18 protein-coding genes are annotated in these 17,694 nt (G+C 46.3%); 8 read left to right on the top strand and 10 right to left on the bottom strand.

Annotation, left to right across the window (positions count from 1 at the left end; genetic code table 11):
* Nucleotides 1–254: 254 nt before the first annotated feature.
* Nucleotides 255–1,031, top strand: coding sequence for a hydrogen peroxide-dependent heme synthase (gene hemQ, locus ACN9MT_RS01315; protein WP_035411450.1), 777 nt, complete (start codon nucleotides 255–257; stop codon nucleotides 1,029–1,031).
* A gap of 92 nt (nucleotides 1,032–1,123) precedes the next feature.
* Nucleotides 1,124–1,273, top strand: a complete 150-nt coding sequence (locus ACN9MT_RS01310; RefSeq protein ID WP_023466754.1) for a hypothetical protein — start codon at nucleotides 1,124–1,126, stop codon at nucleotides 1,271–1,273.
* 96 nt (nucleotides 1,274–1,369) lie between these two features.
* Here the strand turns inward: ACN9MT_RS01310 and ACN9MT_RS01305 are convergent, their stop codons facing one another.
* Together ACN9MT_RS01305 and ACN9MT_RS01300 are read right to left on the bottom strand one after the other, a co-directional pair.
* Nucleotides 1,370–1,738 (bottom strand): DUF423 domain-containing protein, encoded by a 369-nt coding sequence (locus ACN9MT_RS01305; RefSeq protein WP_023466753.1) that lies wholly within the window; start codon nucleotides 1,736–1,738, stop codon nucleotides 1,370–1,372.
* Between the two features lie 2 nt (nucleotides 1,739–1,740).
* Nucleotides 1,741–2,346 carry a trimeric intracellular cation channel family protein gene (locus ACN9MT_RS01300; protein ID WP_023466752.1) on the bottom strand — a complete coding sequence of 202 codons (606 nt, stop codon included), beginning with the start codon at nucleotides 2,344–2,346 and terminating at the stop codon, nucleotides 1,741–1,743.
* Between the two features lie 165 nt (nucleotides 2,347–2,511).
* Here ACN9MT_RS01300 and ACN9MT_RS01295 point away from each other — a divergent pair, with 165 nt between their 5' ends.
* The 4 genes from ACN9MT_RS01295 to ACN9MT_RS01280 all read left to right on the top strand — a co-directional run bounded on the left by ACN9MT_RS01295 (nucleotide 2,512) and on the right by ACN9MT_RS01280 (nucleotide 6,944).
* Nucleotides 2,512–4,140, top strand: a complete 1,629-nt coding sequence (locus ACN9MT_RS01295; protein ID WP_035411453.1) for an ABC1 kinase family protein — start codon at nucleotides 2,512–2,514, stop codon at nucleotides 4,138–4,140.
* Between the two features lie 141 nt (nucleotides 4,141–4,281).
* Entirely contained in the window at nucleotides 4,282–5,133 is an 852-nt protein-coding gene (locus ACN9MT_RS01290; protein WP_426273438.1) for a GRP family sugar transporter, read from the top strand.
* Between the two features lie 18 nt (nucleotides 5,134–5,151).
* Nucleotides 5,152–5,937, top strand: coding sequence for an SDR family oxidoreductase (locus ACN9MT_RS01285; protein WP_308102239.1), 786 nt, complete (start codon nucleotides 5,152–5,154; stop codon nucleotides 5,935–5,937).
* Between the two features lie 32 nt (nucleotides 5,938–5,969).
* Nucleotides 5,970–6,944 (top strand): cation diffusion facilitator family transporter, encoded by a 975-nt coding sequence (locus ACN9MT_RS01280; RefSeq protein ID WP_214856255.1) that lies wholly within the window; start codon nucleotides 5,970–5,972, stop codon nucleotides 6,942–6,944.
* Nucleotides 6,945–6,985: 41 nt separating this feature from the next.
* Here ACN9MT_RS01280 and ACN9MT_RS01275 read toward each other — a convergent pair whose 3' ends face one another.
* From ACN9MT_RS01275 to ACN9MT_RS01265, 3 genes are all read right to left on the bottom strand, one after another.
* Complete coding sequence (locus tag ACN9MT_RS01275; RefSeq protein WP_426272616.1) at nucleotides 6,986–7,696, bottom strand: thermonuclease family protein; 711 nt, start codon at nucleotides 7,694–7,696, stop codon at nucleotides 6,986–6,988.
* A gap of 75 nt (nucleotides 7,697–7,771) precedes the next feature.
* On the bottom strand, nucleotides 7,772–8,422 hold the full coding sequence (locus ACN9MT_RS01270) for an SDR family NAD(P)-dependent oxidoreductase (RefSeq protein WP_035411468.1): 651 nt from the start codon (nucleotides 8,420–8,422) through the stop codon (nucleotides 7,772–7,774).
* A gap of 60 nt (nucleotides 8,423–8,482) precedes the next feature.
* Nucleotides 8,483–8,749 (bottom strand): DUF5327 family protein, encoded by a 267-nt coding sequence (locus ACN9MT_RS01265; RefSeq protein ID WP_426272615.1) that lies wholly within the window; start codon nucleotides 8,747–8,749, stop codon nucleotides 8,483–8,485.
* Between the two features lie 57 nt (nucleotides 8,750–8,806).
* Between ACN9MT_RS01265 and ACN9MT_RS01260 the strand changes: the two genes are divergently transcribed.
* Both ACN9MT_RS01260 and ACN9MT_RS01255 read left to right on the top strand, forming a co-directional pair.
* Nucleotides 8,807–9,775 carry a Gfo/Idh/MocA family oxidoreductase gene (locus ACN9MT_RS01260; protein WP_426272614.1) on the top strand — a complete coding sequence of 323 codons (969 nt, stop codon included), beginning with the start codon at nucleotides 8,807–8,809 and terminating at the stop codon, nucleotides 9,773–9,775.
* A 33-nt stretch (nucleotides 9,776–9,808) separates the two neighbouring features.
* On the top strand, nucleotides 9,809–11,470 hold the full coding sequence (locus ACN9MT_RS01255) for a glycerol-3-phosphate dehydrogenase/oxidase (protein WP_375092176.1): 1,662 nt from the start codon (nucleotides 9,809–9,811) through the stop codon (nucleotides 11,468–11,470).
* A gap of 47 nt (nucleotides 11,471–11,517) precedes the next feature.
* Here the strand turns inward: ACN9MT_RS01255 and ACN9MT_RS01250 are convergent, their stop codons facing one another.
* The 5 genes from ACN9MT_RS01250 to ACN9MT_RS01230 form a co-directional block, all read right to left on the bottom strand.
* A complete protein-coding gene (locus ACN9MT_RS01250) occupies nucleotides 11,518–12,954 on the bottom strand; it encodes an amino acid permease (protein WP_035411480.1) in 1,437 nt (478 codons plus the stop codon).
* 225 nt (nucleotides 12,955–13,179) lie between these two features.
* The gene (locus ACN9MT_RS01245; RefSeq protein WP_290774563.1) at nucleotides 13,180–14,475 is read right to left on the bottom strand and encodes a DUF2252 domain-containing protein; all 1,296 of its coding nucleotides are present in this window, start codon (nucleotides 14,473–14,475) and stop codon (nucleotides 13,180–13,182) included.
* A gap of 68 nt (nucleotides 14,476–14,543) precedes the next feature.
* Nucleotides 14,544–15,491, bottom strand: a complete 948-nt coding sequence (gene msrA / locus ACN9MT_RS01240) for a peptide-methionine (S)-S-oxide reductase MsrA (protein ID WP_056064465.1) — start codon at nucleotides 15,489–15,491, stop codon at nucleotides 14,544–14,546.
* Between the two features lie 69 nt (nucleotides 15,492–15,560).
* The gene (locus ACN9MT_RS01235; protein WP_035411695.1) at nucleotides 15,561–15,743 is read right to left on the bottom strand and encodes a hypothetical protein; all 183 of its coding nucleotides are present in this window, start codon (nucleotides 15,741–15,743) and stop codon (nucleotides 15,561–15,563) included.
* Between the two features lie 60 nt (nucleotides 15,744–15,803).
* Nucleotides 15,804–17,564, bottom strand: a complete 1,761-nt coding sequence (locus ACN9MT_RS01230) for a solute:sodium symporter family transporter (protein ID WP_368915424.1) — start codon at nucleotides 17,562–17,564, stop codon at nucleotides 15,804–15,806.
* Nucleotides 17,565–17,694 lie beyond the last annotated feature (130 nt).

Below are 17,694 nucleotides of genomic sequence, written 5' to 3'. Positions count from 1 at the left end.
TAAAACAATTTGCAAAAAAGTTATCTAACAAAAGCACTGAAGCCATATTCATCGACTACTACAGCTTTTTTATAAAATAGTACAGAAGCCGTTTTCGAGAAAAACAGGACCCCCTATCCCTTTTACCCACTCTCTGCTTTTTTCATGTGTTACGATCTCATGGACAAAACCTTTTAAGACGAAGCCTTTTAATAGAATGTGATAAGATAGGATATGGAAAAAGACAATTTATTTCAGACTCAGGAGGTCATCTCATGCAACACCAAACATCTGAACCGACTGCTACGCAACAAGCCGCTGAAACACTCGACGGCTGGTATACATTACATGATTTTCGCCGGATCGATTGGTCACGCTTAAAACAAGTCGACGCGACAGAGCGCGCGCGCATGATTGAAGAGTTCCAAGCCTTCCTCGCAGAGCTTTCTGGTGTGGAAGAAGCTAAAGACGGAAGCCACGCACTTTATACGATCATTGGTCAAAAAGCAGATCTCGTCTTGATGGTTCTTCGTCCTACGATGGAACAAATCCAAGACGTCGAAGTCAAGATGCAGAAACTCGATCTATATGATTATTTGGTTCCAACATATTCTTATGTCTCTGTCGTCGAACTTGGTACGTACCGTGGTTCAGGCGAAGGAAACCCATACGAGAATCCATATGTGCGTGACCGCCTCTATCCGATCCTGCCACAAGCGAAGCACATCTGCTTCTATCCAATGAGCAAGTCACGTCGCGATGGCGATAACTGGTATACACTCTCAATGGAGAAACGAAAAGAGCTCATGTATCGTCACGGTATGATCGGTCGGAGTTACGCTGGGAAGATTCAGCAAATCATCGGTGGATCAACTGGATTTGACGATTGGGAATGGGGCGTTACGCTCTTCTCAGATGACATTCTTCAGTTCAAGAAAATCGTCTACGAAATGCGTTTTGATGAAGTCAGCGCGAAATATGGCGAGTTCGGTGAATTCTTCATCGGTAACCGTCTCGAAAGTGAACAATTAAATACTCATTTTGCACTTTAATGTGTTGAATGACGTTTGATTGAAATATCTCATGGGAATATACTCCTTGCGGCTATAAAACAGTAAGTTGAATGACGTAAGGAGGAATTACCATGGGGAATGCTATGAACCGATCGACACGATCGCGTGAATTGCAATTCGCTGTGCTTTCAAAAGAGCTGAAACCGGTTGCAGATCGTGTACTGGATCGCTATGAGCAAGCATTATCGAAGCTAAACAAAACACAAACCACAAAGCGGTGAATCCGTTTTGATACCTACGCCTACTCTATCATGAGTAGGCGTTTTTCATATGAAAAAGACCGTCTTTCTCCATGACTGAAGAAACACGGTCCGTTCTCATAATCCTTTATAGGCACCAATTGCGACAAAGATCCACGCCGCGATGAACAAGACGCCACCGATCGGTGTGATGGCACCCAGTTTCGTTACATTCGTCAATGCCATGACGTACAGACTACCTGAGAAGAAGACGATTCCGGCGAGCATAAGCCATGCAGCCAATGACCATTGTGGGATCGATGCCTTTAATAAGAGTCCTCCGAGTGCTAGGATGCCGAGCGAGTGTACCATCTGGTAAAGTACGCCTGTCTGCCAGTTCGCGAGCATCCGCTCCGTCAACATATCTTTTAAGGCGTGTGCACCGAATGCACCTAGTGCGACCGATAGCATCATCGAGATCGCGCCAATCATAATGAATACTTTCATAGTTATTCTCCCCCTAACCGTCGTGCTGGTAAATTCCATTCATAATAATACGATAGCATACGTAAAACGGTGATGAGTCCGAGCAATGTGAACAAATGTAGAGGATTCGTCAATTGAAAGCGATCAATCACGAGTGCTGCCATGACAGCCCACATCGCATAGATCTCTTTATGCAAGACGAGTGGTTTCCGTCCAGCGAGTAAATCGCGAATCACTCCGCCACCAACACCGGTCAGTACAGCCGCTGAAATTGTTGCTGACAACGGCAGTCCTTTTGCTGTCGCCATCAGGGCACCTTGAATCGCAAACGCAGACAATCCGAGCGCATCCGCGAGGACACCCCAACGTGTCCAGTGCGGCAAGAATAACTGGGGTAACATGAAAATCAACAACGCAACGAGAATCGCGACTAAAAAGAGACCACCTTGCGACCAGAGAGCAGATACTGGTACACCAATCAATAGATTACGAATGGCACCGCCACCAAATGCTGTGATCAAAGCAAGTAACCAAACGCCGAATAAATCATATTTTTCTTCCATCGCGACGATCGCACCACTCATCGCAAAAGCGACCGTGCCGATGATATTCAATAAGTCCCAGGACATGCGCACATTTCACCTTTCTACAAAGAAATTCCAATACTTACTATACTCTCTTTTTAGTTTCCGTAAAGCATTAATTTTCTGTCACCGTTTCGACCGTTTGCGAGTGACGTTTTTAGGTAAAGTAACCTATACTGAAACAAACTGTACAGGAAGCTAGGTGACCGTATGAAACGTTGGGCGCTTTATCGCATCGTCGTCATCGTGACGATGTTCGCACGTTACATCTTTACGATCTATCGATTCACCCGGAAAAACCGGCCAGGTACGAACAACGAAGAGTTTGAGCGCATCATGATCCGAATTGCGCGTGACTATAAGAAAAAAGCATTACGGTTAGAAGGATTATTGATCAAGCTCGGTCAGTTCTTATCAATTCGAGCCGACCTGTTTCCTCCGTCCGTCTTGATGGAACTGACCGAACTGGTCGATAAAGTTCCTTCAAGTAAACTTGGAGAGTCACGAAAGATCATCGAAGAGGATTGGGGTATGCCGATCGAAGAAATCATCTCGGATATCAGTTCCCGTCCTGTCGCTTCTGCCTCGATTGGTGAGGTGTACAGCGGAACCTTAAAATCAAACGGTAAAAAAGTCGCGATCAAAGTACAGAGACCGAATATCGAACAAATCATCAAAACCGATTTCCGTGCCATGCGTATCGTCATTGCCATGTTGCGCCGGACGTCGTTAAACAAATCGACTGATTTGCAAAGCTTATATCGCCAAATGGTCTTCGTAATCGGTGATGAATTGAATTACCGGACCGAATTAAAAAACGGTCTCTACTTTAAAAAGATGTATGAAACAAACCCTGTCATTTATATCCCGAGCTATTATGAAGAACATTGTACAAATCGGGTGCTTGTTATGGAATGGATTGAAGGAACACGCATCACGGATCTGGATTATCTAGCCGAACATCAGATTGACCGTGAAGAACTAGCACGTAATTTATTTTTGAACGCTGGAGAACAATTATTGTTCGGCGGGAAATTCCACGCCGATCCGCACCCAGGCAATGTCCTCGTCCAGTCCGATGGCAAAATCGTCTTGCTTGATTTTGGGATGATCGGAGCGACGACGCCCGATGATATGCGAGCGATCCAGCGGATTCTTCAGTCCTTCGTCACATTGGATTACGATGCAATCGTCGATGGTTTAGAAGATCTACGATTCTTATTGCCAAATGCGAATAAGCAAAATATCCGACAAGCAATTGAAAAAGCAGTCACGTTCTATCTCGAAAGTGATATGGAAAACGTGGATACAAAACTGATCGAGAAGGTCTTATCCGATATCGAATTGCTCGTCCGAAATGAACCGATCCAGCTTCCTGCTGAGTTTGCTTTCTTTGGACGTGCCGCATCAACGATTCTTGGAATCCTTCAGATTCTTTCACCGCAAATCAACCTGCTGGAACTCGCTAAACCAATGGTTCGACGCTGGCTCGATGACGAAGGGAAAAATCAAAACCGTTACCTACAGATTGCTGGTTCTTACGGCGCGCGATTGCTCGCCTTCCCGCGTCTTGTTAACGATGCCTTAAGCGAACCGACACGTTGGCGGATCATGGAGCAACAAAAGTTCTCTCGTGTTGCGAACATCGAGTCACTCAAAATCCGACAGTGGACGAGTTCGCTCGTCGGGATCATCAGCCTGCCTTTTAGTTATCTCGGCTATTATTTTACGCAGTACGACGTCATGGGCATTTCCTTGACGATCGCTGTCATCGCTTTATGGAACGGTCGCCGGATCGGACGACAAATCGTCCGGATCGCCGATGAACCATTCCGTTAAATAACACATGAGCAGACGTCCACCTCGGTGGACGTTTTTTATTTCAGAATAATTCATCTTCGCACCATAAGGTTTTTCCTATCGCCTTGCGGGGTACAGCTTCAAGTAGAGAGATAATAGTAAGGAGAGGTGAAACACTTGATTGATATTCTAATTGCCATCGTTCCCGCATTGATGTGGGGATCGTTGCCGCTTGTCGTTTCGAAAATCGGAGGTTCAACAGCGCAACAAATCATCGGTACGACTCTGGGTGCGTTACTTTTCGCGATCGTCACCTTCTTTTTTGTCAGCCCAGAGATGTCGACGACCGCTTGGGTTGCCGGATTCTTTTCTGGTGCCTTTTGGGCACTTGGTCAAAAAAATCAATTTGCCGCATTTCGTCAAATGGGTGTCTCAAAAACGATGCCAATTTCAACAGGGATGCAACTCGTCGGAACATCGTTGTTCGGTGTTCTTGCTTTTGGCGAGTGGTCAACGACAACTGCCTTGATTCTCGGAATCAGTGCGCTTGTATTGATCATTGCCGGAGCAGCTTTCACGTCTTATAAGGAAGATAAGAGTAAAGAAGATGAGAATATCGGCAAAGGATTGACGCTCCTCCTCATCTCGACTGTCGGATATGTCGGATATGTCGTCATCGCCCGCTGGTTCGATATTAATGGCTGGGAAGCCGTATTACCGCAAGCGATCGGGATGGTCGTTAGCGCAATTTTTCTTTCTTTACGAGAAGGAGACCTCTTCACAAAGAAAACAGCTGGCAATACCATCGGCGGACTCATGTGGGCTGTCGGGAACGTCGCTTTACTGTTTGCTACGGCAAAAGTCGGGGTCGCAACAAGCTTCTCCCTTTCTCAAACAGGTGTCGTCATCTCAACCATCGGTGGCGTCCTCTTACTGAAAGAAACGAAAACGAAGAAAGAGATGACCTTCGTCATCATCGGTTGTATTTTAGTCGTTGCTGGTGGAATCATGATTGGATTTACGAAACAATAAATGAAGGAGTGAAGCATCATGTATGAAAGTTTAAAAGGAAAAGTTGCCATCGTAACAGGTGGATCAATGGGAATCGGTGAAGCAATCATTCGCCGTTATGCAGAAGAAGGCATGCGTGTCGTCATTAACTATCGCAGTCACCCGGAAGAAGCAAAAAAAATTGCCGAATCGATTCAAGATAAGGGTGGCGAAGCTATTACGATCCAAGGAGATGTCTCGAAGGAAGACGACATGATCAACCTTGTGAAAGAGACTGTCGATCGCTTTGGTCAATTAGACGTTTTCGTCAATAACGCGGGAATCGAGATGCCGTCAGCCTCCCATGAGATGTCGCTCGAAGACTGGCAAAAAGTCATTGATGTCAACTTGACAGGAGCTTTCCTCGGGGCACGAGAAGCACTGAAGTACTTCGTCGAACATGATGTCAAAGGTAGTATCATCAATCTGTCGAGTGTGCATGAAATCATTCCATGGCCGACATTCGTCCACTACGCCGCGAGTAAAGGTGGCGTCAAATTGATGACACAAACCCTTGCGATGGAGTATGCACCGAAAGGAATCCGGGTTAATGCGATTGGACCTGGTGCAATCAATACGCCGATTAACGCTGAAAAATTCGAAGATCCAGAACAACGCAAAGAAGTCGAGAGTATGATTCCAATGGGCAACATCGGGAAACCAGAAGAGATTTCTGCCGTTGCTGCATGGCTTGCGTCGGATGAAGCAAGTTATGTTACAGGGATCACGCTCTTTGCGGACGGCGGCATGACACTTTATCCGTCTTTCCAAGCAGGACGCGGTTAACCTATTTTGAGTAGACAAGGAGAGGACCGCTCATGACCACTTTTTTCTCATTGATCCGTCGCGGAAATAAGTCAGCCCTTGCTGCCGCCATCGTCAATACGATCATTGCCGCGATCAAGTTCGTCGCCTATATCTTAACTGGGAATGTAGCGATGTTCGCTGAAATGATGCATACGATCGGTGACGCAGCGAACCAGTTCTTCGTCTACATCGGTTCTGCTCTCAGTAAAAAAGCACCAACGAAACGGTTTCCGAACGGTTTTGGTCGGCTCGTTAATCTCGTCTTACTTGCTGCAATCATTGTCGTCGCTCTCCTTGCTTACGAGACGATTCGGGAAGGCATCTTGCATATCACACACGGTCCTGGCGAAAAAACGAGTGGTTTGTGGATCATCCTGACGGCACTTGGCATTGGTGTCGTACTGGAAGTCGGAGTGTTCTATAAAGCGATGAAAGAAATCGCACATGAGACGGGACTCAAATCGAGCGGACTGACACTTGTTGGTCAAAGCTTCGCCCATCTTGGACAAGCCAAACCGGCGACACGTCTTGTCTTCATGGAAGATCTTGTCGCAACTCTTGGTGGCGTCATCGCCATTATCGCTGTCCTGATTTCGCATTATACATCGTTTTATCAAGCAGAAGGCATTGCATCCATCTTGATTGGACTCATGATGTTTTATGTCGTCTACAACGTCTTTATTCAAAATGCTGCCGGTGCGCTCGGTGAGGTTGATGAAGTACTGACAGCCAAAATCGGTGAAATCTTGTTACGTGATGAAGCGGTTCGGGACATCGAAAAACTTGAAGTCATCAAGGAAGGAGATCACTTCCATGTCGAAACGGAGATTGAAGTTGATCCCAACTTGACAATTGCGCAAGCGGACGACATTAAAGATCGACTCGAATTGCAAATTCGCATCCTTAAAGGAATCACCGATGTCACGATCTCCTTTGATGAAGATGATAACGTACAGCAGTATCAACCACCGCCACCACCTGTATGATAGATAAAAGCCATCGCTAGCGATGGCTTTTTTTGCGTTTATCAGCGTGTTGCTCGGACGAATCCGGCTTCTTGTGCTTCTTTCTCCGTACAGAACCGTTGCTCCGGCTTCACTTCATTGTAAGACTGACCACCCGGGACATGGTAAATTTTTTTACCTGACCGATTGATATTACCTTTGATATCGCAGGATTTCGTTTCTGTAATCGCTTGAACATTGAATCCGCGATTCGTGACGTAGCCATCGTGCTTCCAGATTTTCTTCTTTGCCTGCTTGGCTTCCTGTTCGATCTGTTCAAACACATCGACATAACGTGTGTCTGGTTCATAGACGAACGCCACACGCGCAAGACCTTTTCGGAGTAACTCTTGATTCAACATTTTATCGCCGTACCAGACATATGCGAGCAGTCGTCCGTATCGGTCAGCCCGGGAATGATCACGCTCTAACCGAATAGCTGTCCCGCTCGGTAATGTCTCTTTTGTAAACGCTGAAGCTTCCGTTCCATAAGGTTGAACCGGCGTATTCGGTTTAACAGTTTCCGGTGTATCGACGAGCAACAAACGAACATCCTCCGTTTTCCCGTCTGCTAACCTTACTTTTAATGTATCCCCATCGATGACGCGTTGCACCGTCGCTTTCGTAATCTTTTCATCGTCTGGTTGCTTGATGCCAAGCAGATCGGTTTCTTCTGGTGCACAACCGATGAGGACGAATAAAAAAAGTAGACTTATGAATACAGATCGTCTCATTTCTATTTCTCTCCTTTCCATGAAAATACGGATTCGGTCAATGTCCGAACCCGCATACGTCACCTTGTTCATAAGTTAGTCTGCTGATAGAACCGTCTCTACTTCGTTACGGTTTGTATAGAGTGTATAGAACGCTTCCGCTACGTTTTTCGGATCAAGTGCCGTTCCACGCTTCACTTCTCCGGCAATCGTGACGGTTCCGACGTAGACACCGTCTTCCTTCAACGTATCATGGAGCATGTGCGTCACTTGACGAACGCCTGCCTTGCCAATCGAAAGCCCTGGTAACGATTTGATTGCTTGCATCGCAGCGCCACCTCCTGTAATCAGGATGGCGCCGTCTTTTCGTTCCTGCATCGAAGGAGCAACGAGTTGTGCGGCATGCAGTGCACCGAGAACATCGATCTCGAACTCTTTCGTAATCTGTTCTGCCGAGACTTCAAGGACAGATGCTTGATGTAAAATCGAAGCATTATAGACTAAGACATCGATTTGTCCATACTGCTCCTCTGTCCATTCGATGAGTGATGCTATATCGGCTTTTCGAGAAGCATCACATTCTACCCCCACCGCCTCTACACCTTCTTCTTTTAGTTCCGTGATGACGGCTGCAAGCGTTTCTTGTGTCCGCGCCGCACAAACGACTTGAAACCCTTCTTGCCCGAATCGTTTACTGATTTCATACCCGTTTCCTGGTCCTGCTCCAATGACGATGACTGTTTTCATGACGTATCTCCCTTTCTCATTTCAACTGTGGTGGTTATTCCCTGAATTGCGTCATTTCATTCAAAAATCGAGCAATGAAGTGCCTTTTTCTTCTTTTTCCTGCGAAACACCCATGAAACGCGCTAACATCGGATCGACCGCTGGGGTTGCCTGAGGCGTTGACGTAGGTAGCGATAGGGTCGAACTCGACGTCGCCTCGGATTCGAGCAGTAGTTCACAGTAAACCTTCATCGCTGCAATCTGTTCTTTCTGCGCAGCTCCTGTTGTTTGATCAATACGTTGCATCGCTTGGCGCATCTTTTCGATGATGTGTTGCTCGGTAATCATCTTGTATTCCTCCTTATGGTAGATTGAGGGTATGAACTTGAAAAGGATGTGTTTTCTATGATTCGTACCGCTTTAGTTGGTTTTGGTCTTGCCGGTGAACATTTGCATGCTCCTTATTTACACGCACCTGATTATCAGTTGGTCGCTGTTCAGTCGAGTCGCCCGGAAGCGGTCGCTGCGTATGACGCGACGCTCCCTGTCTATCCGACACTTGAAGCATTACTTGAAGCGGAACAAATCGATTTAGTCGTCATCGCGACGGCAAACGATCTGCATTATCCACTCGCGCGTCTCGCCTTGCTCTCGGGCTGTGATGTACTTGTCGAGAAACCGTTCACCGTCACGCTCGAAGAAGCCGAAACGTTGACAGAACTAGCACGGACATACGGTCGGTTACTGACAGTTTATCATAATCGGCGGTACACGAAGGACTTTCGGACGCTGATGACCTTATTGAAATCTGGACGACTCGGTACGCTCCAGACGTTCGAAGCGCATTATGACCGTTACCGTCCCGATGTGCAGGAGCGTTGGCGCGAACAGGACGTTCCTGGTGCCGGACTATTGTACGACCTTGGTTCACACTTGATCGATCAAGCACTCGTCGCCTTCGATGAAATTCCAGACCGTGTCTTTTGTGATCAAACGATTCAACGACAAGATGGGATCGTTGATGACTATACACATCTAATTTTAGCCTTTGGCACGCGACGCGCTATTTTGCATATCGGTTCCATCGTTCCAGCTGTTGGTCCCTCCCTGATGGTGCACGGAACACAGGCGAGTTACTTCGTTGATGAAGTCGATACAAAACGGACGACCTATCAATTGGCTGAAGCAAATGGACCTCTGCAAGACTTCCCTTTTGTTTCCGGTCATTTTGGGGATTATTATACGGATCTCGCTCCAGCCATCCGTAAGCGAACCACACCACCTGTCTCTGCGAAACAGGCTGAACTCGTCATGAAAATCATTGATCTTGCTCAAAAGAGTGCAAAAGTGGGTACATGGATAGAAGTAGACTAACTATTCATTTCAGACGAACAGGGGGAAGACAAGATGTTTTCAAGTACGGAACGGACAGCATGGTTAGAAGAGATGGGACAAGAACTTCTAGACGTCCTCGTCATCGGGGGCGGTATCACGGGAGCTGGTATTCTGCTTGACGCACAAAGTCGCGGCATGCGAACAGGTTTGATTGAAATGCAGGACTTCGCCGAAGGGACATCGAGCCGATCGACGAAACTTGTCCATGGTGGATTGCGTTATCTGAAGCAGTTCGAGATTAAACTCGTCGCCGAAGTCGGGAAAGAACGTGCCATCGTGTATGAGAACGCACCGCATGTGACGACACCGGAGTGGATGATGCTTCCACTTGTCGAAGGTGGTACATTCGGTAGCTTCTCGACCTCGATCGGCTTACGTGTCTATGACCAACTCGCTGGTGTCAAACGCCATGAACGTCGGACGATGCTTAGCAAAGAAGAAACATTACGTTACGAACCACTGCTACGCTCGGAACACTTAGTCGGTGGTGGTCGGTATGTCGAATATAAAACGGATGACGCTCGACTGACGGTCGAAGTCTTAAAGGCAGCGGTCGGATACGGTGGGCGTGCCGTCAATTATACGAAAGCGGAATCGCTTGTCTACCACAATGGAAAAGTCGTTGGTGTCGAAGTCCGCGACGTCTTAAGTGGTAAAACGTATACGATTCGGGCGAAGAAGATCATTAATGCGACGGGTCCTTGGGTCGATGAACTGCGCGAAAAAGACGGTTCGAAGTCTGGAAAGTCATTACACCTGACAAAAGGGATTCATCTCGTCATCGATCAAGTACATTTCCCGTTGCAACAAGCCGTTTACTTCGATGTTCCAGACGGTCGGATGATCTTTGCGATTCCACGTGAAGGGAAAACGTATGTCGGAACAACGGATACGAACTATAAAGGAGATATTCTTGAGCCTGGTGTCACCGTCGAGGATCAGGATTACATCCTAGAGGCGACGAATCAAATGTTCAACGTCGAGTTACGACCTGAGCATGTCGAATCAACGTGGTCTGGACTACGTCCACTCATTCATGAAGATGGAAAAGATCCAAGTGAACTGTCCCGAAAAGACGAAATCTTCGTTTCGAAATCCGGTCTGATGTCAATCGCCGGTGGTAAGTTGACTGGGTACCGGAAAATGGCGGAACGAATCATCGATATGGTCGCGGAGCAATTCAAGACAGAAGAAAATCGAATTTATCTTGCTTCCCGTACGCACGATATCTTGCTTGGTGGTGGTCATCCACAAGGAAGTAAAGGATTCGCGCGTTACATGAAGGAACAACAACCAAAAGGCGAAGCACTTGGGTTGTCACCGAATGAGACGACATGGCTCATCCAGCGCTACGGTACGAATGTCGAACGTGTCTTCGAATTGATTCGGACACGCGGTGACGAAGCCGCTCGTTATCAATTACCGTTACACTGGTTCGGTGCCCTTCTGTATGGTCTAGAAGCAGAGCTCGTCATGCAACCCGGTGACTTCTTGAATCGTCGTGCTTCAGCCGTCTTCTTTGATTTCCCACATGCTGAACAATACGCAGACGGTGTTCTTGCCCTGATGCGTAGCGAACTCGGCTGGTCGGCAGAAGATGAAGCGAAAGCCAATGAAAGCATTCGTCGTGAATTTGATGCGGTTCGCGTCAAAGGTCCTGTTCCACTTTCCTAACACAAGAAGACCCGATCGCCTGAAGGCGACCGGGTCTTTTGATGTGTTTACTCTTCTTCTTTTGAAGCAGCAAGTTCCGCTGCCGGCATGTTTCCTGGGTGTAGATTTGAACGCTTACGCGCAAACGTAAAGTAAAGCACTAAACCGATTGCAAGCCAGATTCCGAAAGCAATCCATGTCTCGAGTTTCAAGTTGAACATCAAGAAGAGACATGCAGCGATTGCTGCGATTGGCACATATGGCATACCCGGACATTTGAATGCACGTGGGAGATCCGGCTGTGTTTTACGAAGAATCAAGACAGCGACAGAGATTAAGACGAATGCTGCGAGTGTACCCATGTTGACGAGGTTCGCGATGACATCGAGTGGAACGAATCCAGCGACGAGTGAACTACCAAGTCCGATCATCCAAGTCGCCTTGAATGGTGTTTGGTATTTCGGATGCACTTCGGAGAATACTTTAGGGAACATCCCGTCACGCGAGATCGCAAACGCGAGACGCACCATTCCGTATGTCATGACGAGAATAACCGTTGTGATCCCGAGAATCGCACCGAGATCGATGAAACCAGCGACCCAGTTTTGACCTGCCATTTGAATCGCAAGTGAGACCGGGTGATCGATACCAGCGAATTGTTTGTAAGGGACGATCCCTGTCATGATGGCTGCGACGATGACGTAAAGAATTGTACAGACAGCAAGTGAACCGATGATACCACGTGGTAAGTTCTTTTGTGGATCACGGACTTCTTCCGCTGCTGATGTAACAGCATCAAAACCGATGTACGCGAAGAAGACGATCGCAGCACCCGAGAAGACGCCTCCCCAACCAAATGGAGTGAATGGTGTCCAGTTTGATGGTTCAACGTAGCCAACACCGACGACGATGAACAACACGACGACTGCTAATTTGATGACGACCATGATGTTGTTGACACGTTTCGTTTCCTTGATTCCCATCGACAACAATGCCGTAATGGCAAAGAGGATCAGGAAGGCTGGAAGGTTGAAGTATGTCTTGGCTCCTTCTACTGCTCCTGGAGCTGCTGAGAGAGCTGTTGGCACATGGATATTAAATCCTGCGAGTAAAGACTGGAAGTAACCTGACCAACCGGCTGCTACGGCACTGGAGGCGAGTCCATATTCGAGAATCAAGTTCCAACCGATGATCCAAGCGAAGATCTCTCCCATCGTTGCATACGTATACGTATAGACGGATCCACTGACCGGAATCGTTGATGCAAATTCAGCGTAAGCAAGAGCAGCTAGACCACAGGCGATGGCAGATAGAATGAATGATACGATAAGTCCTGGTCCTGCAGTCAACGCTCCTGTTCCCGTCAAAACGAAGATTCCGGTACCGATGATGGCGCCAATTCCTAAAAACGTTAAATCCATCGCGCCAAGATTTCGAGCAAGTCCACTGTTGCGTTTACTTGCAGCAATCATAGCGGAAACATCTTTTTTCCGCGTCAAACTCATGATGTACTTCCCCCTATATCCGTTGTGATTTGTCTTACGAAGCGAGTCGTTCGTAAGAACTTAATCAAAAATTTACGAAGTTTTCAGATAAATTGATATAGGTCATTATACCTATTTGTTTTTTGCGTGATGCTTTCATCTGTTAAAGAGTAAAAATCACTTCAAAAATATCGGCATGTAACATCTGTTACATACCGATATTTTTCTCCTTTTTCAGTCCAGGTTTTAAGTCGTTTTCCACGTCTTCGTCCATTCTAAAAACACTTGGTAATCCAGCTTTGTTCGCATGACATAAGCTTCCGACCAACGCTCGATCTGCTCCAAAAAAGCGGTATCGGAAACACCGATAGCTCGAATGATTTCAACATCCGCATGATGGGTTAATATTTTTTCTTGAATTCCCGCATCTTGATCTGCCCGCGCATGGATTTTCGCGGTAATTTGACCTTGAATACATAACACATTCTCAAGGTCTTCCTGACTTTTTATATGCTTCGCCTTTAGTTTTTTCTTGTACGGTGAGCGCTCGCGTACATAATATTCCTTTTTTTCAATCGTCAGATAACCAAGATATGGATCTTCATGTGCCTGCATCGCCTTTTGCGACGTGATGACCCGTCTCCCTTGATGAACGGTTTCTGCTTCTGGACGATAAACGGGCAGGAATAACGAAGGGACAGACGTTTGCGCTTGTTTCATCTCAAGAATCAAATCTTCTTCTCCCCCTTCGCCCTCAATCAAGATGTAATAGCGCTCGAGACCAATGGATGCTGTTCCGCTGTCTAACTTACGAACGATATCCTTGATCGTATAGAACGATTCCTCACGGCGATCCTCGGTGTCGATTGTCTCGATGTAGGAAGGCCAGGCAGACTCAATTGCTGCTCGTGTCGCATCATCTACTACTTCCATATCCGGGAGTGTACAAAATCGTCTCACGCCATCTACCAGTTCCGTTCGCTCCCCCATTAATTCTTCACGTTTTTTTTCTGCTTTTTTGATTAATTTCTTGATTGGTCCTTTTGTATTATCCCGTGTAAAACAAACATCACTTGGATCTTTTCCAAGTGCATACTTTTTTAAATCATGTAAGTATTCAAGAACATAATTACGAATTGCAGGGACTGAATCATATCCTGCCTCTTCAGCGAATAATCGCACAGAGACTGCCATGCGAATCAAATCGTATAAATACGATCCTAAGTATCCTTCATCAAAGTCGTTGACGTCGTAGATGATTTCTCCTTTTGCATTGCCATGGACACCGAAGTTCTCAAAGTGAAGATCACCTTGGATCCAAGTTGGCTTATCACGAGGTGTGTCAAAACCAAGCGGAATCCGGGTCACATCGTAATAAAAAAGATGCGAACTCCCCCGAAAAAAACGAAATGGACTCAAACTCATCTTGTCGTACTTTTCCTGACGTGCTTTCTCATCGAGCTGACGGATTTCATGATCATAGAAATCAAGTACCTTTGCAATCGTCATCTGTCGAATCTCTTCATACACGGACTGAAACATCTGATCCTCTCCTTTCCATTTGAAAAAAAGAGCAGTCAAAACGAAATCGTTTGACTGCTCTCTACATGTTACTCGAAATGTTTTTTATATTCCCCGTATCCTGCCGAATCAAGCTCTTCTACCGGAATAAATCGTAACGCTGCTGAGTTGATACAATAGCGTAGACCACCAAGCTCTGTCGGACCATCATCGAAAATGTGACCAAGATGACTATCTGCATTCGCAGAGCGTACTTCCGTCCGCGTCATCCCATGACTCGTGTCGAGTTCGACTTCCATCTTGTCTTCTGAGATCGGTTTAGCGAAGCTCGGCCAACCGCAGTTTGACTGGAATTTATCTTTTGATGTGAAGAGTGGTGTACCATCGACGATATCGACATAAAGACCTGGACGTTCTTCATCCCAGTACTCGTTACGAAAAGCGGGTTCTGTCCCGTTCTCTTGTGTGACTTTATACTGAATCGGTGTCAGGCGCTCTTTTAGTTCTTTTTCCTTACCATGATCCTTCCACGCTTCCTTAACGAATTTCGCGCGACCTGAGCCGACGCTATACATCTGATAACGGAACGGATTCTTTTTATAATAATCTTGGTGATATTCTTCTGCTGGCCAAAACGGCTTTTCCGGACGAATCTCTACTGCGACCGGACGCGAGAAACGTCCTGATGCGTCAAGCTCTGCTTTCGAACGTTCAGCTGCTTCACGCTGCGCTTCATCGACATAAAAAATAGCCGGCTGATATGATTCACCACGGTCATTGAATTGACCACCGCCATCTGTCGGGTCGATTTGACGCCAGAAGATATCGAGTAATTCTTCATACGTAATGACGGACGGATCGTACGTGACTTCAACCGCCTCCAAGTGACCTGTCGTTTCCGAACAGACCTCTTTATAAGTCGGGTTCTCTGTATGACCACCGGTATATCCTGAAATGACCTGCTCTACCCCATCATATTTATGGAATGGCTTGACCATGCACCAGAAACAACCACCTGCAAATATTGCTTTTGCCATCTATCTTCCCCTCCTCTGTATGTCTCTATTTTACCGCGTTCAGAGAATGGACTCGACTTTCCTGCTCATTCAATCCTCTGGATTCGTTTTTAGGCGACGCATGACGAAGTAAATTGCCGCGAAGACAAGAAGAAGTCCTCCAAGCGAGTACCAGATGTTATTCAAACGATAAATCATTTGGTACAAGGCAAGCGTCACAAGCAATAATGCGATCGGTAAGAAGGCACGCTTAAAGTGGTACCAGTAATTCACGAAGATCGCCTCCTGTTTTTCTTTCATCTTACCCGATATGTCATACCTTCTGCGAGAGGATTATTCAGCTTGACGGTACTCTTCTTCGAGATAGGTCCGGTACTTCGCTTCCCAAGCATTTAGCGACACACGCCATAATATGATCGTTGCAATAGCAAGCCCCAACGTAACCGGCCAAAACCAAGTTGATACGATGCCTACTGTCGAAGCTAGTCCGATCTTTGAGAACAAAACGTACGTCCAAACGATAGATGTACATAATAGGATTGAGACTGGAATCGCGAATTTCCATGGAATGAGCTCGACAGAGTATCGTCGATTGACCTTTTTTGACTGGACTGCTGGATAACGATACCCCATGAATACCATGAACAATACTTCAATCACGAGTAGAATACCGTACCCATGAATATAGCTAATGCCATGATCCCAACCGAACAGTTGTTTGAAACCGAAGACGAATAAGTAATATGCGAACACGTGAAAGATGATGACGATTTTCGCTGCAATCGCCGGGATTCGTTTCATGAAAATCCCCATTAATACGATAACAAGAATCGGAATGTTGAAAAATCCTGTGAATTGTCGGATTAAACTCCATAAGCCGTCCGGTGCATACATTAAGAACGGCGCAATGATGAAAGAAATCAAGGCAACGATCGTTCCAAACCATTTACTAACGCGAATCAGATGTTCATCACTTGCCTCTTTCGCAAACACTGGCTGATAGACATCCAGTACGAAAAGTGTTGCAATACTGTTTAAAAGCGAGTTAAACGAACTGAAGACGGCTCCGAGTAAGACAGCTAAGAAAAATCCCATCATCGAGACTGGCAGCAATTCTGTAATCAGTCGAGGATATGATAAATCACCGCTCGTCAGTGTATTTCCATACAAGTGATAAGCAATGATTCCAGGAATCAGCATGAAGACTGGAACTAACAACTTCAAAAATCCTGTCATTAAGACTCCTTTTTGACCTTCTTTTAAATCCTTTGCGCCGAGCACACGCTGAATGACATATTGATTTAGTGACCAATAGAATAAATTTGCGAATAAGATTCCCGTAAATATCGAGAAGAACGGAACGGCATCGGTTGAGCTTCCGATTGCGTTCAGCTTCTCCGGTTGCACAGTTGCAATCGTCTTCATCCCTTGAAGGAGGTTCCCGTCACCAAGCGCAATAAAGCCAAGTACTGGAACTAAGAATCCAACGAAGACGAGTCCGATCCCATTCAACGTATCGGAGACAGCCACCGCACGTAGTCCTCCAAAAATCGCATAAATCGCTCCGATGATCCCGACGACCCAAACGACTAACCAGAGGGACTGCGTATAGCTGAGGCCGAACAACTCAGGGACATCGAACAACTGCAAGACAGCAATCCCACCTGAGTACAGCATTGAAGGGATCGTGACACACATATATCCGAGTAAAAAGAGTAAAACTGTCATCCGACGAACCGTCTCATCATAACGGTGACTTAAGTATTCCGGCAACGTCGAGATACCAAGTCCAAGAAACTTCGGAAGTAGATAGATGGCCATGATGATCGCAGCAAAGCCTGCTGTGACTTCCCATGCCATACTTGACATGTTCCCCATAAAGGATTGCCCATTGAGCCCAATCAACTGCTCTGCTGATAAATTGGTCAGCAGTAACGAGCCGGCAATGAACACGCCACTTAGCCCTCGACCTGCTAAGAAGTACTCATCAACACCTTGTGTTTTCCCGCGCGTCAACCGGTACGATATGTAGGCAACGAGCAACATGAAAAATGCTGCAGAACCTAATGTAAAAAATAATTCAGATGTAGTCATGTATCTCCCTCCCTCTCTTTTTCAAAATTCCTATTCTCAAATATGTATTCATTGATTCCTTTTTTATACTTTTTCAAAACTATATTTTAGAAAACGTTTTCTTTTTTAGGAACAAAAAACCACCTTCTAT

This window comes from Exiguobacterium sp. R-17 (assembly GCF_049913315.1).
GTDB lineage: Bacteria > Bacillota > Bacilli > Exiguobacteriales > Exiguobacteriaceae > Exiguobacterium_A.
Note: the sequence above shows the minus strand (reverse complement) of the source record. Positions and strands in the feature narration are given on the sequence as shown.

Coding starts and splice junctions, on each gene's coding strand:
- hemQ (WP_035411450.1), top strand. CDS start 255: ATGCAACACCAAACATCTGAACCGACTGCTACGCAACAAGCCGCTGAA.
- ACN9MT_RS01310 (WP_023466754.1), top strand. CDS start 1,124: ATGGGGAATGCTATGAACCGATCGACACGATCGCGTGAATTGCAATTC.
- ACN9MT_RS01305 (WP_023466753.1), bottom strand. CDS start 1,738: ATGAAAGTATTCATTATGATTGGCGCGATCTCGATGATGCTATCGGTC.
- ACN9MT_RS01300 (WP_023466752.1), bottom strand. CDS start 2,346: ATGTCCTGGGACTTATTGAATATCATCGGCACGGTCGCTTTTGCGATG.
- ACN9MT_RS01295 (WP_035411453.1), top strand. CDS start 2,512: ATGAAACGTTGGGCGCTTTATCGCATCGTCGTCATCGTGACGATGTTC.
- ACN9MT_RS01285 (WP_308102239.1), top strand. CDS start 5,152: ATGTATGAAAGTTTAAAAGGAAAAGTTGCCATCGTAACAGGTGGATCA.
- ACN9MT_RS01280 (WP_214856255.1), top strand. CDS start 5,970: ATGACCACTTTTTTCTCATTGATCCGTCGCGGAAATAAGTCAGCCCTT.
- ACN9MT_RS01275 (WP_426272616.1), bottom strand. CDS start 7,696: ATGAGACGATCTGTATTCATAAGTCTACTTTTTTTATTCGTCCTCATC.
- ACN9MT_RS01270 (WP_035411468.1), bottom strand. CDS start 8,422: ATGAAAACAGTCATCGTCATTGGAGCAGGACCAGGAAACGGGTATGAA.
- ACN9MT_RS01265 (WP_426272615.1), bottom strand. CDS start 8,749: ATGATTACCGAGCAACACATCATCGAAAAGATGCGCCAAGCGATGCAA.
- ACN9MT_RS01260 (WP_426272614.1), top strand. CDS start 8,807: ATGATTCGTACCGCTTTAGTTGGTTTTGGTCTTGCCGGTGAACATTTG.
- ACN9MT_RS01255 (WP_375092176.1), top strand. CDS start 9,809: ATGTTTTCAAGTACGGAACGGACAGCATGGTTAGAAGAGATGGGACAA.
- ACN9MT_RS01250 (WP_035411480.1), bottom strand. CDS start 12,954: ATGAGTTTGACGCGGAAAAAAGATGTTTCCGCTATGATTGCTGCAAGT.
- ACN9MT_RS01245 (WP_290774563.1), bottom strand. CDS start 14,475: ATGTTTCAGTCCGTGTATGAAGAGATTCGACAGATGACGATTGCAAAG.
- msrA (WP_056064465.1), bottom strand. CDS start 15,491: ATGGCAAAAGCAATATTTGCAGGTGGTTGTTTCTGGTGCATGGTCAAG.
- ACN9MT_RS01230 (WP_368915424.1), bottom strand. CDS start 17,564: ATGACTACATCTGAATTATTTTTTACATTAGGTTCTGCAGCATTTTTC.